Origin of the sequence: Microlunatus endophyticus (assembly GCF_014646195.1) — a bacterium.
Taxonomy (GTDB): domain Bacteria; phylum Actinomycetota; class Actinomycetes; order Propionibacteriales; family Propionibacteriaceae; genus Microlunatus; species Microlunatus endophyticus.
Genome location: NZ_BMMZ01000010.1, coordinates 133,775 through 159,113, shown reverse-complemented (window position 1 = coordinate 159,113; position 25,339 = coordinate 133,775). Strand labels below are relative to the sequence as shown.

Annotated in this window: 18 protein-coding genes, 3 tRNA genes and 1 riboswitch; of the genes, 13 read left to right on the top strand and 8 right to left on the bottom strand. The window is 67.7% G+C overall.

Annotated features, from left to right (window positions below):
* The first annotated feature begins 33 nt into the window (after positions 1–33).
* Both IEY07_RS18235 and IEY07_RS18230 read left to right on the top strand, forming a co-directional pair.
* Positions 34–1,845, top strand: coding sequence for an ABC transporter transmembrane domain-containing protein (locus tag IEY07_RS18235; protein WP_229670283.1), 1,812 nt, complete (start codon positions 34–36; stop codon positions 1,843–1,845).
* 5 nt (positions 1,846–1,850) lie between these two features.
* Positions 1,851–3,839, top strand: coding sequence for an ABC transporter ATP-binding protein (locus IEY07_RS18230; RefSeq protein ID WP_229670282.1), 1,989 nt, complete (start codon positions 1,851–1,853; stop codon positions 3,837–3,839).
* 22 nt (positions 3,840–3,861) lie between these two features.
* Here the strand turns inward: IEY07_RS18230 and IEY07_RS18225 are convergent, their stop codons facing one another.
* Positions 3,862–5,070 (bottom strand): Gfo/Idh/MocA family protein, encoded by a 1,209-nt coding sequence (locus tag IEY07_RS18225; protein WP_188896823.1) that lies wholly within the window; start codon positions 5,068–5,070, stop codon positions 3,862–3,864.
* 72 nt (positions 5,071–5,142) lie between these two features.
* Positions 5,143–6,168, bottom strand: a complete 1,026-nt coding sequence (locus IEY07_RS18220) for a LacI family DNA-binding transcriptional regulator (protein WP_188896822.1) — start codon at positions 6,166–6,168, stop codon at positions 5,143–5,145.
* Positions 6,169–6,361: 193 nt separating this feature from the next.
* Between IEY07_RS18220 and IEY07_RS18215 the strand changes: the two genes are divergently transcribed.
* The 3 genes from IEY07_RS18215 to IEY07_RS18205 all read left to right on the top strand — a co-directional run bounded on the left by IEY07_RS18215 (position 6,362) and on the right by IEY07_RS18205 (position 7,975).
* On the top strand, positions 6,362–7,333 hold the full coding sequence (locus IEY07_RS18215) for an NAD(P)H-quinone oxidoreductase (RefSeq protein ID WP_188896821.1): 972 nt from the start codon (positions 6,362–6,364) through the stop codon (positions 7,331–7,333).
* Positions 7,334–7,372: 39 nt separating this feature from the next.
* Positions 7,373–7,461: transfer RNA gene (locus IEY07_RS18210), tRNA-Ser, on the top strand.
* Between the two features lie 67 nt (positions 7,462–7,528).
* Positions 7,529–7,975 carry a hypothetical protein gene (locus tag IEY07_RS18205; protein WP_188896820.1) on the top strand — a complete coding sequence of 149 codons (447 nt, stop codon included), beginning with the start codon at positions 7,529–7,531 and terminating at the stop codon, positions 7,973–7,975.
* On the opposite strand, the gene IEY07_RS18200 is transcribed toward IEY07_RS18205, so the two are convergent.
* Positions 7,976–9,700, bottom strand: coding sequence for an LCP family glycopolymer transferase (locus tag IEY07_RS18200; protein ID WP_188896819.1), 1,725 nt, complete (start codon positions 9,698–9,700; stop codon positions 7,976–7,978).
* A gap of 274 nt (positions 9,701–9,974) precedes the next feature.
* Here IEY07_RS18200 and IEY07_RS18195 point away from each other — a divergent pair.
* Positions 9,975–10,065 (top strand) — tRNA-Ser (locus tag IEY07_RS18195).
* A gap of 52 nt (positions 10,066–10,117) precedes the next feature.
* On the opposite strand, the gene IEY07_RS18190 is transcribed toward IEY07_RS18195, so the two are convergent.
* Together IEY07_RS18190 and IEY07_RS18185 are read right to left on the bottom strand one after the other, a co-directional pair.
* Positions 10,118–10,342 carry a hypothetical protein gene (locus tag IEY07_RS18190; protein ID WP_188896818.1) on the bottom strand — a complete coding sequence of 75 codons (225 nt, stop codon included), beginning with the start codon at positions 10,340–10,342 and terminating at the stop codon, positions 10,118–10,120.
* Positions 10,339–11,619 (bottom strand): inorganic phosphate transporter, encoded by a 1,281-nt coding sequence (locus IEY07_RS18185; RefSeq protein ID WP_188896817.1) that lies wholly within the window; start codon positions 11,617–11,619, stop codon positions 10,339–10,341. Before IEY07_RS18185 ends, IEY07_RS18190 begins: the two co-directional genes overlap by 4 nt.
* Positions 11,620–11,817: 198 nt before the next feature.
* Between IEY07_RS18185 and IEY07_RS18180 the strand changes: the two genes are divergently transcribed.
* The 7 genes from IEY07_RS18180 (at position 11,818) to ribH (ending at position 19,737) form a co-directional block, all read left to right on the top strand.
* Positions 11,818–11,890 (top strand) — tRNA-Arg (locus IEY07_RS18180).
* Between the two features lie 169 nt (positions 11,891–12,059).
* Positions 12,060–14,165: a transglycosylase domain-containing protein gene (locus tag IEY07_RS18175; protein WP_188896816.1), complete on the top strand. Its 2,106-nt coding sequence runs from the start codon at positions 12,060–12,062 to the stop codon at positions 14,163–14,165.
* 169 nt (positions 14,166–14,334) lie between these two features.
* Positions 14,335–15,978 (top strand): FAD-dependent oxidoreductase, encoded by a 1,644-nt coding sequence (locus IEY07_RS18170; protein WP_188896815.1) that lies wholly within the window; start codon positions 14,335–14,337, stop codon positions 15,976–15,978.
* 95 nt (positions 15,979–16,073) lie between these two features.
* Positions 16,074–16,203, top strand: a riboswitch (FMN riboswitch).
* Positions 16,204–16,273: 70 nt separating this feature from the next.
* Positions 16,274–17,371 (top strand): bifunctional diaminohydroxyphosphoribosylaminopyrimidine deaminase/5-amino-6-(5-phosphoribosylamino)uracil reductase RibD, encoded by a 1,098-nt coding sequence (gene ribD, locus IEY07_RS18165; RefSeq protein WP_229670281.1) that lies wholly within the window; start codon positions 16,274–16,276, stop codon positions 17,369–17,371.
* The gene (locus IEY07_RS18160; RefSeq protein WP_188896814.1) at positions 17,352–17,987 is read left to right on the top strand and encodes a riboflavin synthase; all 636 of its coding nucleotides are present in this window, start codon (positions 17,352–17,354) and stop codon (positions 17,985–17,987) included. The genes ribD and IEY07_RS18160 overlap by 20 nt, the downstream gene beginning before the upstream one ends.
* Positions 17,984–19,261 (top strand): bifunctional 3,4-dihydroxy-2-butanone-4-phosphate synthase/GTP cyclohydrolase II, encoded by a 1,278-nt coding sequence (locus IEY07_RS18155; RefSeq protein WP_188896813.1) that lies wholly within the window; start codon positions 17,984–17,986, stop codon positions 19,259–19,261. The genes IEY07_RS18160 and IEY07_RS18155 overlap by 4 nt, the downstream gene beginning before the upstream one ends.
* Positions 19,258–19,737: a 6,7-dimethyl-8-ribityllumazine synthase gene (gene ribH / locus IEY07_RS18150; protein ID WP_188896812.1), complete on the top strand. Its 480-nt coding sequence runs from the start codon at positions 19,258–19,260 to the stop codon at positions 19,735–19,737. Before IEY07_RS18155 ends, ribH begins: the two co-directional genes overlap by 4 nt.
* A gap of 79 nt (positions 19,738–19,816) precedes the next feature.
* Here the strand turns inward: ribH and IEY07_RS18145 are convergent, their stop codons facing one another.
* From IEY07_RS18145 to IEY07_RS18135, 3 genes are all read right to left on the bottom strand, one after another.
* A complete protein-coding gene (locus IEY07_RS18145) occupies positions 19,817–22,564 on the bottom strand; it encodes a bifunctional YncE/alkaline phosphatase family protein (protein ID WP_229670280.1) in 2,748 nt (915 codons plus the stop codon).
* 75 nt (positions 22,565–22,639) lie between these two features.
* Positions 22,640–23,992 (bottom strand): ABC transporter permease, encoded by a 1,353-nt coding sequence (locus IEY07_RS18140; protein ID WP_188896810.1) that lies wholly within the window; start codon positions 23,990–23,992, stop codon positions 22,640–22,642.
* Positions 23,989–24,978 carry an ABC transporter ATP-binding protein gene (locus IEY07_RS18135; protein ID WP_188896809.1) on the bottom strand — a complete coding sequence of 330 codons (990 nt, stop codon included), beginning with the start codon at positions 24,976–24,978 and terminating at the stop codon, positions 23,989–23,991. The genes IEY07_RS18140 and IEY07_RS18135 overlap by 4 nt, the downstream gene beginning before the upstream one ends.
* Between the last annotated feature and the right edge of the window lie 361 nt (positions 24,979–25,339).

The window sequence follows — 25,339 nt, the reverse complement described above, 5'->3', positions numbered from 1 at the left end:
GGAACGGCGAACCGACCCGATACCCGAAGCCCGTTGCGATTCCTGGTCTGGATGGTCCGGCAGCAGGCCGACATCGTCGCGGCCGGGGCAGCAGTGGCGGTGCTGTGGATGATGCCCGGCACGCTCGGCCCGTTCCTGATCGGCCGAGCCGTCGACCAGGGAATCACCGGGCATTCGGCGAGTTCGCTGATCTTCTGGGCCGTCATTCTGCTGGCGGTCATCATCGTCGGCGCCGGATTCGGGATTCTGGGTCATACCTGGGTCGTACGGAGCTGGCTGCTGGCGTTGTATCGCACGACGAAGCTTGTCGCCCGCAAGACCGGTCAGCTCGGCCACGTGCTGCCGCAGCGGACGCCGACCGGTGAGGTGCTCAGCGTCTCGTCCTCGGACAGCGACCAGTTCGGGGCACTGACCGAGGTCTTCTCCCGTGCCGTCGGATCACTGGTGGCGTTTCTGATTGTCGCCGGCATCGTCATCTCGACCTCGCCGCTGCTCGGCGTGCTGGTGCTGATCGCCGCGCCGGTGCTGCTGCTGGCGGCACTGCCGCTGCTGCGGCCACTGCAACGCCGGCAGGCCATCGAGCGCAACCGCTCGTCCAAGCTGACCTCGATGGCCACCGACATCGTCGCCGGACTGCGGATCCTGCGCGGCGTCGGCGGCGAGCGGACCTTCGGTGAGAACTATGCCGAACAGTCCCAGAGCGTGCGCCGGGCCGGTGTCGCCGCCGGCGTCTGGCAGGCCGTGACGGACGCGACCAGCGTGCTGTTCTCCGGGTTGTTCCTGGTCGGACTCACCTGGCTCGGTGCGCTGGAGGTCGTCTCGGGTGAGTTGACGGTCGGCCAGCTGGTCAGCTTCTTCGGCTACGCGCTGTTCATGGTGACGCCGATCCGCACCTTCTTCGAACTGGCGCAGAAGACCGTGCGGGCGTTGGTGTCGGCAGCCAAGACGGTCGCGGTGCTGGAGCAGGAGCCGCCGTGGAGCGAGCCGGTCGAGCCGGCGTCGCTGCCGCTGGGGTCACCGATCGTCGACGAGCGCACCGGTTTTCGTGCCGAGCCCGGTGAGTTGACCATGGTCGTCTCGGCGCTGCCGGACGCATCGGCGGCGCTGGCCGACCGGCTCGGCCGTTATCTCGCAGTCGATCATGAACCGGTCAGCATGGAGGTCGACGACAAGCTCAAGGGCCGGGCCGCGCGGCGGGCGCGGGCCGAACGCGAACTGCAACGGCGCCGGCTGATCGAGACCGACCGGGAGCTGGCCGGCGGCCGCTGGGGCGTACGGATCGGTGATGTCGATCTTGCCGATGCGTCGCTGGAGGCCGTCCGACGGCTGGTGCTGGTCAGCGACACCAGCAGCATGGTCTTCGCTGGCACCCTGCAGGAGGCGGTCGACCCGCACGCTCGGTTGACGCTCGAGCAGGCCGAACGGGCGATGCGTACGGCTGCGGCCGAGGACGTCTACGAGGCGATGCCGGGCGGCTGGCAGGGCAGGCTGGACGAACGCGGTCGTGGTTTGTCCGGCGGCCAGCGGCAGCGGCTGGTGCTCGCTCGGGCGCTGGCGGTCGATCCGGAGATCCTGGTCCTGGTCGAGCCGACCTCGGCGGTCGACGCGCACACCGAGGCGATGATCGCCGAGCGGCTGACCGAGCACCGGCGAGGCCGGACGACGGTCGTGACGACCGCCTCGCCGCTGTTGCTGCACCACGCCGACCGGGTCGTGCTGCTGGCCGACGGCGAGATCGTCGCGACCGGCACCCATGATCAACTGCTCGCTGGCGAGCCGCGCTACCAGCGGGTCGTCAACCGGGCCATGGACGATGAGGAAGTCCCTGCAGGAGGGGCACGATGAATCCGATGTCTTCGACGGTCGGCACCGCCGGCGAGTCGGTGACCAGCCAGCTGACTGGGCCGATGACCGACTCGGCCGCGACCTGGGACCACGACCGCACCCGGCTGGCGGCGGCCGGCAGCCTGCCGCCGCGGATCCCGCAGGAGTTGCGTCCGCCGCAGGGCGTCGGCATCAGCCGGCGGCTGCACGCCTGGCACGGCCGGCACCTGCTCCGGGAGCGGCGTGCCCAGGAGTTCTACGCTCAGTCGCGGAATCCGGTCCGCGGCCTGCCGGTCGCGGGCTGGCCGGCCGTCGCCGACTTCATCAAGACGCTGCTGACCCGGCGGCGTACGCTCGCGGCACTGTTGTTGATCATGAATGGTCTGGCCGCGATCGCCGGACTGGTGGTGCCGAGGATCCTCGGTCAACTGGTTGACATCGCCGCTGCCGACGATTCGGTGACGGCGACGATCGACAGGCTGGCCGTGGCGGTGATCGGGATCACCGTGTTGCAGGCGATCTTCACCTTCGGTGCCAGCGTTTCGGCGGCGATCTTCGGCCAGGACCTGCTGGCCGCAGCCCGCGAATACATCGTCCGTACGGTGCTGCGGCTGCCACTGAGCCGGGTGGAGAGTGCGAGCAGCGGAGATCTGGTGACCCGGGTCACCCGGGACGTCGGCACCATGAGCGATTCGGTTCGCTGGGGCCTGCCGCAGGCGGTCGTCGCGTTGATCACCACGGTCCTGACGATCGTGGCGATGCTGCTCAACTCGCCGCTGCTGGCGCTGCCGATCCTGGCGTCGGTGATTCCGCTGTGGATCTCGGTACGACGCTACTTCAAGCGGGCACCGATGGGATACATCACGGAGGGCGGCAGCTATTCCAAGATCAACACCTCGCTGACCGAGACGGTCGAGGGTGCTCGGACGGTCGAGGCGCTGGGCCTGCAACGGCGGCGGATCGAGCTCACCGACGACGACGTCGAGGAAGCGGCCCAGGCCGAGCGCTACACGATGTCGCTGCGCAACCTGCTCTTCGGCGTGATCGACACCGCCTACAACACCCCGCTGGTCTGGACCATCCTGCTGGGTGGTCTCGGTTACGCGCATGGCTGGGTGACGCTGGGCCAGATCACTGCGGCCACGCTCTACATCCAGGCCGTGGTCGGGCCGCTGGACCAGTTGATCTCCAACGTCGACCGGTTGCAGGTCGGTGTCGCCTCGACGACCAGGTTGCTCGGCATCGCCGCAGTGCCCCAGGACCGCGAGCCGGGCGAGGATCGGCCTTCCAACTCGCACCTGCTCGGTGAGGACCTGCGCTTCGCCTATCGCGAGGGGCACGATGTGCTGCACGGCGTCGAACTGGACCTGCAGCCGGGCGAGCGGCTGGCGATCGTCGGACCGAGCGGATCGGGCAAATCGACGCTGGGCCGGCTGCTGGCCGGCATCAACGGGCCGCGGACCGGACGGGTCACCGTCGGCGGGGTCGACCTGGTGAAGCTACCGCTTGATCAACTCCGCACCGAGGTATCGCTGGTCACTCAGGAGCACCACGTCTTCGTCGGCAGCATCCGCGACAACATCGTGCTGGCCCGTGAGGACTCCTTCGACGAGGTGGTGATCAACGCTTTGCGGACCGTCGACGCCTGGGACTGGGTGAGTCGGCTGCCGAGCGGGCTGGACACCATGATCGGCTCCGGCAACGCATCGCTGACGCCGGCCCAGGCGCAGCAGATCGCCCTGGCCCGGCTGGTGGTGGCCGATCCGCACACGCTGGTGCTGGACGAGGCGACCTCCCTGATCGACCCGCGGACCGCCCGGCATCTGGAGGGCTCGATGGCGGCGCTGCTGCAGGACCGTACGGTGGTCGCGATCGCGCACCGGCTGCACACGGCCCACGACGCCGATCGGATCGCGGTGGTGATCGACGGCCGGATCGCCGAGCTCGGCAGCCATCACGAGCTGATCGAGGCCGATGGCGAGTACGCCTCGCTCTGGCGGGCCTGGACCTCCTAGCTCGGACCCCTCGGCAGGCGGGTCAGCGGGTCTGGCCGTTCTCGAAGTAGGTGATCAACTCGGCGGCCAGCGGCGGCACCCGGCGGGCCGACCCGTCGGAGCGCAGCGAATCGGTCGCGACAACTCCGGCGGCGACCGCCTGACGGGCCGCTATCGGGGACGTGTCGGTGGCGCCTCCGTTGGCGACGAACTCCAGGAATTCGTTGATCAACAACGGATCGGCACCGCCGTGGCCGCCGCCATCGGCCGAGCCGATGATCACCGTTTCGTCCGGTTCCGAGCTGCCGTCGTGCCGGCGGTCCCAGATCGCGATCGTGTCGCCGGGCCCGTCACCCAGATTCTCGATCCGTCCCTTGGTGCCGATGACGGTGTAGTTGCGCCAGTAGTCCGGAGCGAAGTGACACTGCTCGTACGACGCCAGCACCCCGTTGTCCAGCCGCATCTGCATCATCGACACGTCCTCGACGTCGACGACCTCATTGAGACCCTTCTGCTCGGTCGGTGGCCAGTTGTCGAGGCTGTACCACTCGGGCATCCGGTCCTGGCTGTGGTCGGTCCGGTCGGTGATCGTGCCGTAGACCATCAGATCGCCCAGGGCCGACACCGTCGCGCTGTAGCCGCCGGCCAGCCAGTGGATGACGTCGAGATCGTGAGCGCCCTTCTGCAGCAGCAGGCCGGTGGACTTGCTGCGGTCGGCGTGCCAATCCTTGAAGTAGTAGTCGCCCCCATTGCCGACGAAATGCCGGCACCAGATCGTCTTGACCTCGCCGATCCGGCCGCCGGTGATCAACTCGCGCATCTGGCGGACCACCGGCATGTGCCGCATGTTGTGGCCGACATAGAGCCGGGTGCCGGTCTCCATCGCGGTCTGCAGCAGGGTGTCGCAGTCCTCGATGGTGATCGCCAGGGGCTTCTCGCAGAAGACCGCGACGCCGGCGCGCAGGGCCTTCATGGCGACCGGGAAGTGTTGATCATCGGGGGTGGTCACCAGCACGGCGTCCACGCCCGAGGCGAGTAGCTGATCAAGATCGTCAGTGATCACCGCGTCCGGCAGCGCCTTGCTCGCATCCGCCCGGCCGCGTTCGCTGAGATCACAGATCATCGTGACCCGGCTGGGCAATGTCGGATGGTCCGGTCGATGGGCATAGCGCCACAGGCCGGCGCGCATGCCGAAGCCGACGACCCCGATGGAGAGTTCGCGGGTACCGATCGATGTCGCTTGCTGGCTCATCTGCAACTTTCTTTTGTGGGATTGGATTTCCTCGGCCTTGGGACTCGGGAGGCAGCGGTCAGGACGCTTGAGTCAGGTGCGGCGACCCACGGTCGATTCCCGCGGGAAGAGCGACCAGCTGAAATCGTAGGTGGTCGGTGCGCCGACCACCTCACCGGTCGCGCGCTGCCGCAGGATCTCGGCCACCTTCACGTAGAAGTCGGTCGGCCCTACGCTGGACAGCGACGGCTCAAGACGCTCGCCATCGAGGGTGTTGCCGACGCCGATGACCGCGACATCCTCAGGCACCCGGAGCCGGAGCCGCAGTGCGGCCTGGACGGCGCTGATCGCCGCGAAGTCGGAGATCGCGTAGATGGCGTCGGGGCGGTCCGGCCGGCTCAGCATTCTCATCGCCGCGGCGTAGGCGCTGCTCGGATCCAGATCGATGGTCTCCACGTAGTCATCGCGGATCTCGATGCCGGCTGCCTGCAGTTCCTCGAGGTAGACGGCATAGCGGCGATGGACGAGTCGCCGCCCGAGTTCGGTGGTCAGGCAGCCGATCCGCTGATGGGATTCGAGCAGGTGGCGCACGGCCAGCCGGCAACCTTCGGTGGCATCGGAGTGCACGACGTCGAAGCCGTCGGGCTCCAGTTGATCATCGAAGACCACCAGCCGGTAGCCGCTGCGGGCCAGTCGCCGCAGGTCCTCACGATCCTTGTCGGAGCGGACATTGTCGATGAAGGCGACATCGCAGGGCTGGCGGGTGATTGCGGTCGCCCAGTCCCCGTCGGCCAGGATCAGTGCGGTAAGACCGGACGGCGTCACCGCCTCGCTGACCGACCGGCTGAGCTCCTGCGACCACGGGTCCGACAACATGGTGAGCGACAGCAGCACCAGATTCGTCCTGCCGGTGCGGATCGCGCGGGCGGCCTGGTTGGGGTGGTAATTCAGCTCCTGGGCTGCCTGTCGGACTCGGGTCATAGTCGCCTCGGAGACCCCGGTACGACCGCCCGTCCGGCCCGATAGCACGTAGGACACGGTCGCGGTCGAGACCCCGGCGAGCTCGGCGACCATGCGCAGCGTCGTGCGGGCAGGCTTGTCAGGCTGCGCGTACGTCATGCTTGTACATCCCTTGCCTCCCCACCCGAGTGACCTGTGCCAGCTTGCGCGGACGCGTCTGATTAATGGATTAACGATCCACGAATCGACGTCCCGGATCCATGGTTCTGATGGAAAGTCTTACCCACCGGAGCCAAATTCACAGCGCCACCCCGAAACTGGCCGTCGTTCCAGGCATCGGCAGACTGGGCCCATGAGAGCTGTCACGGTAGATCAGCCGGGTGGACCGGACGTCCTGCGACTCGCTGAGATCGCCGATCCGGAGCCCGGGCCCGGCGAACTGTTGGTCAAGGTAGTGGCTGCGGGGGTCAACCGGGCCGACCTGCAGCAGCGGATCGGGGTCTACCCACCGCCGAAGGGCGCATCCGACATCATCGGGCTGGAGTGCTCGGGCACCGTGGCGGCGCTCGGGGAGGGTGTCGAGGGCTGGCAGCCGGGTGACTCCTGCGTGGCGCTGCTGGCCGGTGGCGGCTATGCCGAACTCGTCGCGGTGCCCGCGGGGCAGGTCGTCCGGCCGCCCGAAGGCGTCGATCTGGTCACCGCCGGCGGACTGATCGAGGTTGCCGCGACCGTGGTCTCCAACTGTGACCTGGCCCTGTTGGCGACCGGAGAGACCTTCCTGGTGCACGGCGGCGCCGGCGGGATCGGGTCGTTCGCGATCCGGTACGCCACCCAGCTGGGAGCCCGGGTGATCACCACCGCCGGATCCGAGGACAAGCTCGCCTACTGCCGGGCACTTGGTGCAGATCTCGCGGTCTCCTACCGCGAGGACTGGGCGGCCGCTGTCGCCGACTTCACCCAGGGTGCGGGAGTCGACGTGATCCTGGACAACATGGGTGCCAAGTACCTGGAGGCCAATCTCGGTGCGCTCGCCGTCGACGGGCGGCTGATGATCATCGGCATGCAGGGCGGGAACCGGGCCGAGATCAACCTCGGTCGGCTGCTGGTCAAGCGCGGCACGGTGTCGGCGACCTCGCTGCGGGGTCGCCCGGTAGCGCAGAAGGCGAAGATCGTCCAGCGGGTCGCCGATGCGGTCTGGCCGCTGTACGCGTCGGGTCGCCTCACCCCCACCGAGGAGACCCGCTTCGCCCTGGCGGATGCCGCGCAGGCCCATGCCCGGCTCGAGTCGGGGGAGAATATCGGCAAGATCCTGCTTCTCCCGTAGGATCGTTCATCGGCCGGATCGCATGCGGTGCGGCCACCCGGCGAGGTCGCATAGTGGACTAGTGCAGCCGCCTTGAAAGCGGCCGAGCGGCTCAAACCGTTCCGTGGGTTCGAATCCCACCCTCGCCGCCCATCGGGTGAGCGGCCCGGGCATCGGCTCCGGACCGAGGACATGGCAGGTCGGAAGGATCCACGGATGACGCAGAAGACGTATCAGTTGTCGTCGCCGATGACGACCAGGAACTGGCTGATCGTCGCCGGCATCGAGCTGATCGGATTGATCGTCCTGGCGCTCGGTCTGGTCCTGCAGCGGCCGTACCTGTTCATTCCGGGGGTCGTGATCATCGTCGGCGCCTCGGTCCTGTTGTCGTTCACGATCATGGTGCGCGCGCGGGTGGCCACCGCGGTGAAGCTCACCGACGACGACATCACGATCACCAGTGGCGGGAAGTCGGCGACCGCCCCGTGGTCCCGGATCAGTGACGCAGCGATCTCGGGCCAGACGATCTACCTCAACCGCAACGATCGGCAGCCGGCATTGAAGATCGACAGCCCGAGGGGCGAGGGAGATCCGATGCTGCAGGAGTTGTCGGTCGAGCTGGCCGGCCGCCTCGACCGCAGCCGTGGCTACCGCGATCTCTGATCAACCGGCCGGCCGCGAGGTTGCGGCCATCTGCGGATTCCAGGCGCAGGCATCGGCGGCGGTCTGACTCTCCGGCGACGGACTGGACTGTGGCTGGGTGCTCGACGATCCCGGCTCGGTGCTGGACGACGATGTGGTCTTCGGGTGCTTGGCCTTGGCCTTCTTCGGTGGGTGCACCGTGTCGTGGATGGCGCGGGCGACCTGCTTGCGGACGAGGTCGAAATTCGGGTCCGGGCTGGAGAAACCGTTCACGCCGTGCTTGAAGACCAGGCTGCGGAAGTTGCCCTTCTTGGCACGCATGCTGAGATCGACGAAGGCCGGCAGGGCTTCCTGCGGGATGTCGGTCTTGACGATGTCCTCGCCGGCCTTGGCTATCGCCTCGTAGCGGGTCAGGACGTTGGCCGGATTGGCCTGCTGGATGATCGCATTGACCACGCAGCGCTGACGATCCATCCGCTGGAAGTCGTCGGCACCGTAGCGACCGCGGGCGAACCACAGGGCCCGTGCGCCGTCGAGATGCTGGTCAGGGCCCGGGTGCAGCCAGGTCTTGGGCGGCTGGTGCAGATCGGTGTTGCCACCGATCGCCACGTAGGTGTTGATGTTGACTGTGATGCCGCCGAGGGCATCGACCAGCTTCTTGAAACCGGCCAGGTCGATCAGCACGTAGTAGTCGATCTTGAGCCCGATCGCATCGCCGACCGACAGCTTGAGCACGTCGGCACCGAGATTGTCGGTCTTGCCGAGGATGTCCTTCGGGACCGTCTGCGGCACGTTGTCGTATTCGGCGTTGAGGAAATACTCGGCGTTGTTCCCGTCACCGTTGGTGAACCCGTTCGGGTAGTACCGGGAGAGCGGGGAATCCTTGGGGAACGGCATCCGGGCGGTGTTGCGGGGCAGGCTGATCAACGTGGTGTCGCCGGTCTTGGTGTCGATGCTGGCGACCATCACGGTGTCGGTCCGGGTGCCCGTACGGTCCGGGCCGTCGTCGCCGCCCAGAAGCAGGATGTTGACACGTGGCTTGTTCTTCCACGGGTCCTTCTTGGCGGTCGGCTCCGCGGTCGGGCGGGTGGCGCTCTGGGAGTTGCCCTGCTTGTGGAACACCGTGGAGACCAGGCCGGCCTGGTCGTAGCTGTAGCGGGCGCCGACCGCGACCGGCGCGGCGATCACGAAGGACAGCACGCCGACCAGCACGCTGGCGCCGATCCGCTGGCTGCGCCGCATCGGGTCGCGAGTGAGGCTGAGGTGGCTGGCGACGATCACCAGCACCCAGACCACGCCGAGCACGATCAGCCCGACCGTGATCGCCTTCAGCAGACCGGGGTCCACAGCGGTCGCGATCAGTGAACTGCGGTCCGCCAGGCCCCAGACGAGACCGCCGATCACCAGTGCCGCGAAGACGCCCAGCACGATGCCGCCGACCCTCCGCCGGCGCGCGGCGATCAGGCCGAGCCCGGGCAGGAACGAGCCGAGGATGGTGAACAGGAGGCTGCGCCGGAAGGCATCGGTGTGCCGCTCACCCGTGTCCTTGTCCGGGGTAGCGGTCTCATTCGAGGAGTCCTCGGCCGGCGGGTCACCCGCTGCGGCCGCCTCGTCATCCGGCGCGTCGTCGGGATCTGGAGCCGCGCGTCGGGCGCGTTGTGCACGGCGCGGAAGGGAGCTGCTCGGGTCCGTCGGCGCCGACTGGGCGCGCTTGGGCAACTCCCAGTTCCAGTCGTCCTCGGCCACGTACTCTCCTCGCCGGTCGGCGTCAGGTCTGGTAATCCAGCAGGCGGCCGATGCCTGGTCCGGGCGCCTGGTCCGGGCGTGGCCGCCTCAACTGTACGTGCACGGCGGGAGAGTTCCGTACCTCGCGGACCATACCGTCAGGCTGCTGTCAGCCGCCAGTCGGGCCATTTTTGCTCAGGCGTGGTGTGAATCGGTAGTCTTGCCGGGCGTTCCATGCACATCGCTCTGAAGCTGAAGTTCAGGTTTCGGGCTTTGTCCTGGGGCGAGCTGATCGGGAGGCGTCGCCTAGTCCGGTCTATGGCGCCCGCCTGCTAAGCGGGTTTGGGTCTTAAAGCCCATCGCGGGTTCAAATCCCGCCGCCTCCGCCGATCGAAGCGCCCCGGGGCATTGCGTCCCGGGGCGCTTTTCCATCCGGTGTCAGTGGAACTGCGGAATGATCAGGTAGAGCGCGAACAGGATCAGCAGTCCGATCAGTCCGAGCAGCACCCAGGCTCCGACCGTGGCTGGTCCGCGAGCGACACCGTCTCCGGCGGTGCGAGCGGCCGCCAGCAGCCTGATCGCGCCGGCCAACAGCAGTGCGAAGAGCGCAGTGGCGCCGATCGACACCACCGCGACGACGATCAGCGAGATCCAGTCGATCATGATCCTGCTCCGGGGTGTTCCGAGTGCTGGGCCCGTACGTTCTCGGTCAGGCCTGACTCGGACGTGGTGCCGCCGGCGTGGGAGGGCTCATTGGCCTGCTGGGCGAGCAGTTTGGCGTACTTGCGCTGGGCCTTGGCGATCTTGTTCGGCTTGGCCGCGTTGAGCACCAGCACTTCCGGGCTCTCGGTGACGTTGGTGCGGTCGACGGAGTTGCGCCGGGAGACCAGGTAGATCACCAGGCAGGCAAGCCCCAGGCTGACCAACAAGATCACGGTGCCGCCGAGGCCGCGGTCGGCCAGCAGAGAGGCCAGACCGCCGACGACCGCAGCGCCGGGCAGGGTCAGCAGCCATGCGTACACCATCCGGCGGGCGACGCTCCAGCGTACGTCGGAGCCCTTGCGGCCGATGCCTGAGCCGATGATGCTGCCGGTCGAGACGTGCGTGGTCGACAGACCGAAGCCGAGGTGGGAGGAGGCCAGGATCGTCGCTGCTGTTGCGCTTCCGGCCGCGGCGCCCTGTTCGGTGTCGATCTTGACGATGCCCTTGCCGAGGGTGCGCATGATCCGCCAGCCGCCGGTGTAGGTGCCCAGCCCGATCGCCAGGCCGGCCAATCCGATCACCCACCAGTGCGGGCCGCTGTCGGCGGATTGGAGCCCGGCGGCGATCAACACCAGGGTGATGACGCCCATCGTCTTCTGGCCGTCCGAGGTGCCGTGTGCCAGTGCGACCAGGCCCGCCGTGAAGGCCTGGGCATTGCGGAAGCCGGTCTTGGTGTCCTTCTTCGGTACGTCCTTGATCACCGCGTCGGCGATCTTGATCGCCGCTGCCGCGGCCAGACCGGCGACCACCGGTGCCGCGACCGCCGGAAGGAAGACCTTGGAGATCACCACCCCGAAGTGGACCGCGCTGACGCCCGAGCCGATGATCACGGCGCCGATCAGGCCGCCGAAGAGTGCATGGGACGAGCTCGACGGGAGCCCGAACAACCAGGTGATGAGATTCCAGATGATCGCACCGGTCAGCCCGGCCAGCACGATCACGGGGGTGACCAACTTCTCGTCGAAGAAGCCGCCGGAGATGGTTTTGGCGACCTCGGTGGACAGGCAGGCGCCGACGACATTCAGGACCGCGGCCAGAACGACCGCCGTCCGGGGCGTCAGCGCTCCGGTGGCGATCGGGCCGGCCATCGCGTTCGCGCTGTCGTGGAACCCGTTGGTGAAGTCGAAGATCAATGCGACGACGATGACGCAGATCACGACGAACAGGGCAACGGTCACGATTCACCTTGCGGCTCTGGAGCAGACCAGGGGAGCGGCGCCGGTGCGTCGGTGCACCGGTACCGCTCTGCTGAACAATAGGTGAACCGGGTCGGACATGCACGATTCGCGGCCCGCCCCGGCCGCCCGGGCTATGCATTTGGGCGCATCGGCTCCCGACCGCTAAGCTGGGTCGGCGTTGCTGACTTGTCGGCACCGGCGCCCGTGGCTCAACGGATAGAGCATCTGACTACGGATCAGAAGGTTGGGGGTTCGAATCCCTCCGGGCGCGCACTTGGCAATCATCCTCTGACAAGGGGAAATGCCGGTGCTGGGCGGATCGGGCCCGGCTGGTCGGAATTCATCGTGCGGAGTTGCCGACCTGAGTCCTGGCTGCGTTCACAGCAGTTCACAGGTTCGGCATTCCGGCTGCGCCGATCGGTGCGCATACCTTCGGAAACGTGACCAGCTCTGACCGCTCGACGCGTATCCGCGCCCCGTTCCTGTTCTTGCTGGTGAGCGTGGTGGCTGGCTGCCTGGTGGCCGGCCTGGCGCTGCCGGTGGTTGCGGCGGCCGGTGTCGGCGCCCAGACCGCGAGTCAGGGTGCCTCGTCGATCGGGATGGATCTGACCACACCCGACCAGCCGCAACGGTCGACTCTGCTCGCGGCGAACGGCGACGTGATCGGCTACTTCTACACCCAGAACCGGGTGTACGTGTCGCTGGACAAGATCGCCCCGGTGATGCAACAGGCGATCATCGCCATCGAGGACGACCGGTTCTACTCCCACGGCGCGATCGATCTGAAGGGCACTCTGCGGGCGCTGGTCACCGACCTCACCAGCGGTGAGACGGCCCAGGGCGGGTCGACCCTGACCCAGCAGTACGTCAAGCAGGTTCTGGTCAACGAGGCGGCCGCGTCGGGAGACGCGTCGGCGGTCCGGGAGGCTACCGCCGACACCCTCTCCCGCAAGATCACCGAGGCTCGCTACGCGATCTCGATCGAGCACAAGCTGACCAAGAACCAGATCCTCGAGCGCTACCTCAACATCGCCTATTTCGGTGACGGGGCGTACGGGGTCCAGGCCGCGGCCGAGCACTACTTCGGCACCACGGCGGCGAAGCTGACGCTGCCGCAGGCAGCCATGCTCGCCGGTCTGGTGCAGAGCCCGGACGCGTACGATCCGGTGACCCATCAGCAGGCCGGCATCAACCGGCGCAACGAGGTCCTGGCGCGGATGGCCGAGTTGGGGGTCGTCCGCCAGGCCAAGGCCACGACGGCCGAACAGGCCGGATTCGACCAGGACCACGTCGTCAGCGTCCGCAGCGGATGTGCAGCCTCGCCGTACCCCTTCGTCTGCGACTACGCCCGACGGTCGCTGCTGCAGGACGCAAGCCTCGGCAGCAGCCAGGCTCAGCGGGAGCGGACCCTCGACCAGGGCGGGCTGACCATCCGTACGACGCTCGACGAGTCGGCGCAGAAGGCCGCGCAGAAGGCCCTCGACACGATCATGGGCCCGAGCGATCCGGTGATAGGGGTGACCGATGTCGTCGAGCCAGGCACCGGGAAGATCACGGTAATGGCCCAGAGCCGCCCGGAGATGGGCAGCGGCGACGGGCAGACCTATTACAACTACTCGGCGTCAGCCGACATGGGCGGGTCCCAGGGATTTCAGGCCGGCTCCACCTTCAAGGCGTTCACCGCAGCGGCCGCATTCGAGCAGGGCATCCCGATGTCCCACCAGATCAACGCCGCAGCCGCGGTCACCTACACCGGGCAGAAATTCCAGACCTGCAACGGTTCTTCGACGGTTGGCGACTGGACCGTGCACAACTCCACCGGAGTCAACGGCACCATGGACATGACCAAGGCAGCCGAGTATTCGGTCAACAACTATTTCGTCAAGCTCGAGCTCCAGGTCGGGATGTGCAACGTCGTCCAGATGGCGCAGCGGCTCGGTGTGCAGAGCAACACCTCCGACGCACCGATCAGCTCCTATGACGACGCGCCCTCCTTCACGCTCGGCACCCCGGAGGTCAGCCCGCTCTCGATGGCGGGCGCGTACGCAACCTTCGCCGCCGGCGGCGTGCACTGCACCCCGGTGATCGTCGACAAGATCACCGACAGTTCGGGTAGCGCTCTGAGCGCACCCGACGCCCAATGCACACAGGTGATCCAGCCCGATATCGCCAATGCCGTCAACGACCTGCTCTCCCATGTGATCGACGACGGTACCGGTTCGCCGGCCCGGACCACCGACCCGCGACCGGAAGCGGGCAAGACCGGCACCATCGACAGCAATGCCGCGGTCTGGTTCAACGGCTACACGCCGAACGCCGAGGCGGTCTCGATGATCTCGGTCGACAACACCCGCAAGCCGTTCCGGCACGGCGGCGGCCTGAAGTACTACACGGTTCCGTCCACCGGTGTGACCCTGGGGGGCACGGGCGGTGGCGACGCCGGCCACGATCTGTGGCGCCCGACCATGCAGGCGGTGTTGAAGGGCCTCCCGTCGGAGTCCTTCGACCAGCCACCGGCCAGGCTGGTCGACGGTTCGGGCAGCTGAACACAAGGTGGGCTTGCAGCCGCCCGGTTACAGAACTGTTGCAGACGAGACAAGTGCGCAATCGCACTGATCGGTCCGTTGGCCCCGGCTATCGATCGGCTCTACCTTCGGTCAATCCTGCTTCCTCCCGCGAATCGAGGAGCGATTGGACGAGAGATGGGAAGAGCGATTGCCCGAGTCCGTTCTTGATCACCACCGGACGACCTACGACCTGATCATCGTCGGCGGCGGGATCGTCGGGGCGAGCGCAGCATTGGAGGCCGTCCGCCGCGGAGCGTCGGTCGCGCTGGTGGACGCGGGACTGGACGGACGAGCCTCCCCTGCAGGGGCAGGCATCATCTCGCCCGTGGCTCTCGACCGGCATGAAGATCGACCGGAGTGGACCTCGGTGATCACTCGCTGTGTCGGTCACTACCGGCAGTTGCTGGCCGATGTCGACGAGCTGGATCCCGACAACGCAGGCTCGGCGACCTTCCGCGAGGTCGGCGAACTGGTGGTCGCCCGGGACGACCCGGCCGAGCTGGCGACCCTGGGAGCGATCAGCGCCAGGCTGAGCACCGACGTCGGACGCCGTGCTCACGGGGTCTCCGAGCCCCCGGTCGAACTCGCCGGGACCGACCTGCACGCCTACTGGCCGGAGCTTCGCGGCGATCTTCGGGCGATCTTCATCAAAGACGTCGGAAGGGTGGACGGTGGTCGTCTGACCGAGCGCCTGCTGGCCGCTGCCAGTCGTCTCGGCTGCCAGTCGTCGGGGTCGCCCGCATTCAGGATCATCCCCGGCTGGGCATCCCTCGACCCGGCGGCCGACAGACCGATCGTCCAGGTGGGATCCGAGCGACTGAGCGCACCAGCAGTGCTGCTGGCGACCGGCGCATGGGCCGGATCCGCGCTGGACGCCATGGGCCTCGACGGTCAGATCCGGCCCGTACGCGGCCAGATCGTGCACCTCCGGCTGCCGGGCGCCGCGGCCGGAGGGCGGCCGGTGGTCAATACCCTCGGCGCCGGCTATCTGCTCGGCTTCGACGACCGGATTGTCGTGGGCGCGACCCATGAGGACGCCGGCTTCGATGCCAGCGTCACCGCAGAGGGACAGCACCGGGTGCTCGCCGCAGCACTTGATCTTGCGCCCGGCCTCGGCACCGCGACCCTTCTCCAGACCAGGGTCGGGCTCCGGCCCGTCAGCCGTGACGGGCTGCCCTCGGTAGGTGCCGTCGCAGCCGGGATCCACGTTGCCACCGGCCTCGGCGCGATGATCAACAAATACCATGTGTCGCCGACCCTGCAGCAGACCACCGACACCGATCCCGAGGCGATGCTGACCTCCGGAAAGGTCGCGATGCGCTACTGCGGCTCCTGGGAACCGGAGGAGATCGCCGCGGTGCCCTACGGCAAGGCCAACATCGACATCGCCCCGCTGCCCACCGGACCGGCCGGCAACCGGGACTTCTACAGCAACGGCCTGGCCAATGTGATCGCAGCCAAGACCAAACATCCACAACAGGCCTGGGAATTCGTCCAGTTCCTCGGCTCGAAGCGGGCCGCCGAGATCCAGGCGACGACAGGAACCGTGATCCCGGCCTACAAGGGTGAGGCAACGGCGTACACCAAGGCGATGCCGGAATACGACATGAAGGTCTTCGTCGACCAACTGCAATACGCCGAGCCGTTCCCGTCGTCGCTGCAGACCGCGACCTGGCGCGACTACGCGACCCAGCAGTTCGCGAACGCCTGGACCGGGAAGTCCACTGTCGCCGACGTCGCCCACGAGGTCGCCGCCAGGATGAACAAGGACCTGGCCGCCGAGAAGCCCTGACGGCCGTCGGTCGCCGCCGGCCCGGCTTCTCACGTGTCGGACATCACGTCCGACGGGTTGCGCCGACCTGGCAGACTGGGTGATCAAGAAGAGCTCAGCGTGCTCTGGGGTCGGTGAAATTCCGAGCCGGCGGTGACAGTCCGCGACCCGATCGCATCCAGTGATCGGTTGACCAGGTGCAATTCCTGGACCGACGGTTAAAGTCCGGATGGGAAGCGCACGCAGGTTTCCGGCTCGGCGATCCGTTGATCGTCGGGGCGATGCCTCTCATCCCCGGAGTCCGCAGGACCGAGGGATGATGATCGAGGAACTGTCTGTCGGCACAGCCGTGACGCCCACCGAGGACGTCGCGATGTTGCGCGCACTGGAACTGGCCGGGTCCGCCGATTTCCGGCGCCGTGGCGGCAATCCGCGGGTGGGTTGTGTCGTGCTGGCACCTGACGGTACGACGATTGCCGAGGGATATCATCGTGGCGCGGGAACGGCCCATGCCGAAGCTGTCGCGCTGGCCGTGGCGGGAGACCGTGCCCGCGGCTCGACTGTGGTCGTGACCCTGGAACCCTGCGCCCACCGAGGCCGTACAGGACCGTGTGCCGACGCCGTGGTCGCGGCCGGGGTGCGGCGGGTGATCTTTGCCCAGCCGGATCCGAATCCGGTCGCCTCGGGCGGTGCCGAGCGGCTCCGCTCGGCCGGGGTCGACGTGATCGTCGGGCACCGGACCGACGAGGCGGTGGCTCTCAATCCGGATTGGACCTTCGCCCAGCGCACTGGCAGGCCGCGGGTCCGACTCAAGATCGCCAGCACACTGGACGGCCGGGTCGCAGCCGCCGACGGCAGCAGCCGCTGGATCACCTCGGCTGAGGCCCGCGAGGACGGGCACCGACTCCGTGCCCTGGCCGACGCGGTCTTGGTCGGCACCGGGACGGTGCTGGCCGACGATCCGCTGCTCACCGTCCGGATCCCGGGGCCCGAGGCGTACGAGCAGCCGCTGCGTGCGGTCTTCGGCACCACCCCGATCGCTGCCAGTGCAGCGATCCACTCGACCGGATCTTCGGCTGAGCCGCCGATCCTGCTCGGCACCCGATCCCCCTCGGCCGCACTCGCGCACCTGCGCCGCGAGGGCGTCAGCTCGGTGCTGATCGAAGGTGGGCCGCGGACGGCGGCCGCCTTCTTGTCCGCCGGACTGGTCGACGAGGTGGTCAGCTACCTGGCCCCGGTCCTGCTCGGCGCCGGGCCGGCTGCGGTCGGCGACCTCGGGATCACCACGATCGGCAGCGCTCTGCGCGGTGAGATCACCGACCTCCGCAGTCTGGGTAGCGGGCCCCAGCTGTGCGTACGCATCGTGACCCGCTTGATCACCAGAGAGCAGGACGATGTTCACCGGAATCATTGAGGAAACAGGCCGGGTCACCCAGGTGGAACGACTCACCGACTCGGCCCGGCTCAGCATCACGACATCCTTGCCCGTGCACGACTCGGCCTTGGGCACGTCGATCGCCGTCAGCGGCGTCTGTCTGACCGTGGTGGAGCACTTCGAGGGTGGGTTCACCGCGGATGTGATGGCTGAGACGCTGGCCAGATCGACCATCGGTGATCTTGGCCCGGGTGCCCGGGTCAACCTGGAACGGCCGTTGCGAGCCGACGGCCGGCTGGACGGGCACATCGTACAGGGCCACGTCGACGGCACCGGCACGATCACCGGCCGGATTCCCGGCGAGCGGTGGGAGGTGGTGCGGATCGCGCTGCCTGCGGAGCTGTCCCGCTACGTCGCGTCGAAGGGATCGATCGCCGTCGACGGGACCTCGCTGACGGTGGTCGAGGTGTTCGACGCCGTCACGTCCGGGACAGCTGCGGAATTCACGGTGTCGCTGATCCCGGAGACCCTGGCGCGGACCACCCTGGGCACCTCGAAGGTGGGCACGAGGGTCAATCTCGAGGTCGACGTGATCGCGAAGTACGTCGAGCGGCTGACCTCCGCACGGACGCACTCGCCGGCGGTGGTCGCATGATCACCGGATACCTGCCCGACGTCGCGGGCACTCTCGACGACGAGGACAGCGTGGTCGAGACGGCGGTCCGGCAGTTCGCGGCCGGACGGCCCGTCGTCGTCGCGGATGACGAGAGCCGGGAGAACGAGGGCGATCTGATCTTCGCCGCCGATCTTGCGACACCGGAACTGATGGCGTTCATGATCAGATACACCTCCGGTGTGGTCTGCGCGCCGATGACCGGTGAGGATCTCGACCGGCTGCGGATCGGCCCGATGGTCACCGAGAACGCAGACCCGAAACAGACCGCCTTCACGGTCACCGTCGACGCGCGGCAGGCCGTCACGACCGGGATCTCGGCGGCCGATCGGACCAGGACCGTACGGCTGCTGGCCGATCCTGCCGCGATGCCGGACGATCTGACCCGGCCGGGCCACATCTTCCCGCTGCGGGCCCGTCCCGGCGGGGTGCTGGAGCGCAGAGGGCACACCGAGGCGGCGATCGACCTGGCACGGCTCGCCGGCCGGCGCCCGGTCGGGGTGATCTCGGAGCTGACCAGCGACGACGGCACGATGCTGCGGGGACCGCAGCTGGCCGACTTCGCCCGCGACCATCGGCTGACCATGATCAGCATCGAGCAGTTGGCCCGCTACCGGTGGCGACACGAGAGCTTGCTGGAGCGGGTCGCGATCACCGGCCTGCCGACCGTGCACGGGACTTTCACGGCTTACGGCTACCGGTCGCGGATGACGGGGGTCGAGCACGTTGCCCTGGTGGCCGGTGACGCGGGCGGGGACGACGACCCGGTGCTGGTGCGGGTGCATTCGGAATGCCTGACCGGCGACGCCTTCGGGTCGTTGCGTTGTGACTGCGGGCCGCAGCTGCGCGACGCGATGGCCCGGATCGCGGAGCAGGGCCGCGGTGTGCTCGTTTACCTGCGTGGACAGGAGGGCCGCGGCGTCGGCCTGGCACCCAAGCTGCAGGCCTACCAGTTGCAGGAGGCGGGCCGGGACACGGTGGACGCCAACCTCGATCTCGGCCTGCCCGCCGATGCCCGCAGCTACGACGACGCCGCCCAGATCCTGCGTGATCTTGGTGCGTCGCAGGTGCGGTTGATCACCAACAACCCGGCCAAGATCGAGGGCCTGCGGCGGTCCGGGATCACCGTGACCGAACAGATCCGGACCGCGGCCTTCACGACGCCGTACAACATCGACTATCTCCGCACCAAGCGGGACCGCATGGGCCACGACCTGCTGGGCCAGGCAACGACGACGACGGGAGAACGATCATGAGCGGCTCCGGTGCTCCGACTACCGATCCGATCAGCGCACCCGGCCTGCGGATCGCGGTCATCGCATCGCGTTGGCACGACACGATCATGGACGGGCTCGTCGACGGGGCGTTGCGCGCCTGCAAGGACAGCGGAACCGATGCACCGGAGCTGGTCCGGGTGCCCGGGTCCTTCGAACTGCCGGTGGCTGCCGTCGCCGCCGTGGACGCCGGTTTCGATGCGATCGTGGCCCTCGGCGTCGTGATCCGCGGCGACACCCCGCATTTCGACTACGTCTGCCGGGGCGCTACTGATCAACTCGCGCGGATCGCCGTCGAGACCCGTACGCCGGTGGGCTTCGGGCTGTTGACCTGCGACACCGAGGCGCAGGCGCTGGCTCGCGCCGGGCTGCCGGGATCGACAGAGGACAAGGGATACGAAGCAGCGTCCGCGGCCATCGAGGTCGCCGTCACGCTGGCGAAGCTTCGGCAGGTCTGATTGAGCTACTCGGGGAAGTGCGAGCGGCCCGCCGAGGTCTTCGGCGGGCCGTCCTGGTCGATCAATTGATCATGACTGCTCAGTGGTCTCCGTCGACACCCGGAATGTCGGCGCCGGGCACGTCGGCCGGACGATAGATCTTGGGATCGCCCGGGTAGGGCGTCTTCCATTGGTGGGTCTGGTACCAGGTGTAGCGGTTCATCTGCTCGGGATGGGCGTAGTCGGGAATTGCACCGTTACCGGTCAGATGCTGGCTCTGGCTCCACGTCTCCCAGGCCTTCGCGGTGCTCAGTTCATCGGCTGGGATCGCAGTCTTCTTGGCTTCTTCGGCGTTGAGTTGCTGGGCGGCGGCACCGGTCTTGCCGAGAGTGTCCAGGCCACAGGCCGGTGCGGTGACGACACCCTCGGTCAGCGGGATCTGGTTGGGCTTGGCGTCGTACGGCGCATAGTTCGGCTTGCTCGTGAAGGCGCCGTACATCGGTGTCGCTGCGGCGACCTTCTGGTTCAACGGCTGGGCCCCGAGGATCTGCTCGATGGTCCGCACCATGCTGATCTGGCTGTAGTAAGTGTCGATCACCTTGCCGTGCTGGGCCCACGGGCTGATCACCTGGATCGGCGCCCGGTGCCCGTCGACGTGATCGGCGCCGGCCTGGCTGTCGTCCTCGGCGACGAAGATCACCGAATCCTTCCAGTACTTGCTGTGGCTGATCGTGTCGACGATCTGGCCGACGGCGAGATCGTTGTCGGCATTCTGCGCCTCGGGATCGGCGGTGCCACCGGTGTGATCACTGGACAGCCAGAACATGTTCAGATTGGCCGGACTGTTCTTGCCGAAGTCCTGCTGCCAGACGGCGGAGCGGTAGATGTCGGGGATCGCGGTGTCGAACGGCGGCGAGGAGTGATCGGCGATCGCATTCAGCGACGGGATCACCGATCCGTAGTCGCCGCCGAGGCCGGTGGCGGTCAGCTGTGCCGGATCGCCGCCCGCATCGACGCTCTTGGCCGCACAGTAGTACTGCTGCCAGGTCGAGCCGGCCGGTTTGCCTTCGGTGTACTCGAATTCCCCGTAGTTCCTGGCCGTGCCGCCGGCATCCTCGACCGCCGTCCAGAGGAAGCCCGAACGCTGGTGACCCAGCACGTCCTCCTCGGTGTCGTAGCTGCGCAGGTATTCCCCGGCCGAGGACTCGGTGTACTCCGGGTCGTCGCCCTGCATCATCCAGTTGTGCCCCTCGGCCGAGTTGGTGCCGGTGTCGTAGAAGTTGTCGTACAGACCGAACTGGGTCGCCAGAGCGTGCTCGTTGGGCGTGACCTTGGCGCCGAACTGTGCCAGGGCGGCGTCGCCGTTGCCCTGGGCCATGTCTCCGAAGACCTGGTCGTAGGTGCGATTCTCCTTGACGATCAGGAAGACGTGCTTGATCGTCGACGGATCGCCGATCCGGGTTGGCACCGCAACGGCCTTCGCAGAGCCGGCCTTGCCTTTGTTTCCCTTGGCCTGTTGGACATCTGTGCTCGTCCAGCCGTTCTGGGCGAACACCTCCGAGGTGTCCTTGGTGATCTGTTGATCATTGGGCAGGGTGAAACGGGTCAGTGTGGCCGTGGTGGCATGTGTTCCGTGACCGGTGGCCGGCGACGTTCCGGTGCCCTCGGTGAAGGTCTTCTCCGGCCCCAGCGCGTCCACACCACGGGTATTGGTGACCACGACCTGGTTGCCGACCGTCGCGATATCGGACGGGTAGTAGTCGGTGGGCAGCAGGCCGATGTAGTTCACCGGATCCTTCGGGTCGCTGTGGAACTGGTAGACCGCAACCGCATTCGCCCGGCCCAGGGTGACGAGCAGGTGCCCGTCGCGGGTCAGCGCGACGCCCGTCGGCTCGTAGCCGACACTGGAGGAGGCCCACGGCTTGGTCGAGATCGTCTGCACGACCTTGTCGTTGCCGGTGTCGATCACCGACACCGTGTCGTCGTTGGTGTTGGTGACGAAGACCGTCCTGCCGGACTGGAACAGCGCCGTCGGATGCAGCCCGACGGTGATCGACTTGACCGCTGCCGAGGTGTGGGTGGTGTCGATGACGCTCACCGTGCCGGTGGTCGAGGTGCCCTTGTAGGGATCGGCGGGAACGTCGGTGCCGTAGGAGGTCATCGTGGTCTCGCCGGGCTTGGCGAGCCGGCCGCCCTCGTTGCTGACGTACAGCTTGCCGCCGACCAGGATCACCGCACGCGGTGCGATGCCGACATTCCAGGTCTGCTTGATCGCACCGGTCGCGGCGTCGATCGCGACCACCGTGTTCTGACCGTTGACCGGGACGTAGATCGTTGTGCCGTCGGGGGAGAAGGCCGCCTGGGCGGGAAGTGCAGACTTGCTGCCGATCGCCGGGATCGACACCGTGGTCGGCGTTCCGAGTGAGCCGTCGGCATTCACCGGGAACCTGCTGAAGCCGTTCGTCTCCGGCAGCCACAGGGACTTGCCGTCGGGTGACCAGGTCGGCCCGGCCTGACCGACACTGCCGTCGGAGATCTTCTGGTTGACACCGGCGGCGGAGCCGACGGACCAGACCAGCTTGTAGGAGTGCAGATCGAAGATCTGCAGGACCACCCCGGCGTCGGTGCTGGTGGCCGCGAGGTAGTGGCCGTCCGGGCTGACCCGGGAGCCCATGATCTTGCCGAGCTGAGTCTCGAGTCGGTCACCGAGCGGTTTGAGCACTTGATCGCTGGAGATCTGCTCGCCGTTGGAGTAGGTGGTGCCGACGAGGTGGTTGCCGAAGGCGGCCGTGCTCGCGAATGCGAATCCACCACTGGTCACGGCCGCGGCGGCAAGGCCGGCGACCACGATCCGAGCCGGTCGCGAGCGCCAGGAGAAGCCTCTCCTGGATCGCTGACGACGTTGGCGTGTTACGTGCATCAATCATCCCTTTCTGGGCGATTTGAGCAGGTCGACTGTGCCGTCGAACTGCCACAGGGGGTTGGGGGCAGCTCCGTACGGCGCCCGGAGTTGGAAGAAGCCGTTGACCTCGACGGGGCCGTCACCGTCGGCGACGTAACGCCCGTCGGGGGTGATGTCGAGCTGGTAGATCGCCTGACCGACCGCGGTTGCTCCGGGCAGGTGCCAGGAGACGGTGCAACGCCAGTCGTTGCCGGCGCCCTCGTCGACGACGAGGTCGCCGCCCTTGTCGCAGTCGGCGGTGGCACGCAGCTGCCACTCGGTGATCTTGGGCCGGTGGAGCTCGGTGGTCTGCAGGACGTAGAGATGGGCGTACGAGGTGGCCAGCGACTGCTCGACCTTTGCCTTGTCGATTCCCGAGCCGTAGCCGCCGCCGGCGATCCCGAGCACGACCACCGAGAGCAGGCCGAGGATCGCCAGCGGCAGTACGCCGCCGATCACGATCCGGCGACCGGAGCCGTCATTGGCCAGGTCGGTGAAATCCCTGTGCATGAAGAGCGCGTACGCCCCGGCCGTCGCGACAGCGGCCCAGGCCAGCGCGACGACGGTGCCGATCAGCAGCGGGCCGAGTTGCGGCGGGTCGGTGAAGAGCCCGTGCCAGGTGACGAAGCCCTGGCTCGGCAGGGCCAACCGGACGGGGACTGGGATCGGCAGCAGCTGCATCAGCGCGAGCCCGACCGCGACGACGGCGGGCAGTGCGAGTCCCATCGGTGAGCGGCCGAGAGCGACCGAACCGAGCAGGCCGATGCCGGCGAAGGCCAGGGTGGGAGCGAGCACCAGCAGCCAGGCCAGCAGGAACCGTACGGCTGCCTGGGATGCGGTGAAGGTGGTGCCGTCCAGTCCCAGCAGCGGCCGACTGCCGGAGGAGATCAGTCCGCCGGCCGTGCCTGAGACCAGCAGGCTGGCCATCAGCATCATGATCACGGTGGTGCTGGCCAGCGACTTGGCGATGAAGATCCGGCGCGGTGAGCGGACGGCGATCAGCAGGTGTCGCCACGTGCCGAGTCGGTCCTCGGCGGCGAAGACGTCGCCGGCGACCAGCGATACCAGCAGCGGCAGCGCCCACTCGCAGGAGAAGGCCAGCACGACCAGGGCTCCGGACCAGCCGGTCGCGTGCATCCACCGGCCGAAGACGGTGTCGGAGGGCAACGAGCTCTGGCCGCCGACCACGGCGACGAACCCGCCGGGTGCGACCAGGCAGACGACCAGCAGGATCCGCACCCGCCACTGGGACAGCAGCTTGGTCAGCTCGAACCGGTAGCCGGGCAACAATCGCGCGGGCCGGGCTGCCGCCACCGGCAGGGCGATAGCGGTCACCGGAGCTTCTCCATCTCGGTCTCGTGATCGGTCTCGTGACGGCTCGTCCCGGTGCCCTCGGTCAGGGCCAGGAATGCCGCCTCCAGCGGCTGCAGGACCGGAGCGAGTTCGCGCAACGCGACACCTTCCCGGACCAGCCGGACGACCAGTTCGTCCATCGCCAGGACCGGGGCCCGGACGATCGTCTCCGGGTCAGGGTGCGGCGCCCGAGCGTCGGCAGGCTGGAGGCGTACGCCGGGGGTCGAGGCGGCGATCCGGGCAGCGACATCGGGGTGTGAGACGCGCAGCCGATATTCGAGCTCGCCGCTCTCCGCAGCCAGTTTGGAGACAGGTCCGCTGAATACGACCCGGCCGGTATTGAGGATGGTCACTTCCGCACACAGTGCGGTCAGATCGTCCATCCGATGGCTGGACAGCACCACCCCGGTCCCGTTCGCGGCGAGCTGGGTCAGGACACGGTGCACATGCCGAGTGCCGGCGGGATCCAGACCGTTCGCGGGCTCGTCCAGGATCAGCAGCCGTGGCCGGGTGATCAGCGCCGCGGCGAGGCCGAGTCGCTGCCGCATGCCGAGGGAGAAGCCGCGAACGGGATCGTCGGCGACATCGGTCAGGCCGACCTCGTCGAGCGTGGCGGGGATCCGGCTGATGATCGTGGTGTCGCCGTATCCACGCAGCGACGCGAGGGCGCGCAGATTCTGCCGGGGCGTCAGCGATGGATACAAGCCGGGTCCGTCGACGAATCCGGCCACCCCGTCGGGCGTGGACAGGGCGCGACCGAGCCTCGTACCGAGGATCTCGAGTGTTCCGCCGTCAGGGATCGCGAGGCCGAGCAACAGCCCGAGCAGGGTGGTCTTTCCGGCACCGTTCGGACCGATCAGGCCGTGGATCCGGCCGGCCGTGACATCAAGATCAACATTGTCGAGCGCCACCACGTCGCCGAACGTCTTTGTGACCGCGCGAGCCCGGACAGCCGAGGTCTGGTCCATATGGTCTTTCCTGGGAGAGGTGGACTTCGACCAAGGACATTAGGGCGCGCGGTTTGACGTTGACACCGGAGCAGGCGACCGTTCGGTGAACGGTTGGCAAGCTGCGGTTCCCGGTGATGAGCAAGTCGCTCCGGCGGCCGTACGACCGATGTGTACGACGGTTCCGGAATTCTCGACGAGCCAGGATTAGGGCCGAAAGTCCCTTTCTGGGCCGATCTGACAAAAACGCAGTTTCCGCGACCGAATCTTGGTAAGTTTCTCTCCCGGGCAATCGGTCCGCACGTCGGGGCTGGACGTAAGTCATCCCCCCAGCAAACGCTTCAGGGGCCTCGACACAACGCGCGCCCGTCACGGAGTTCCC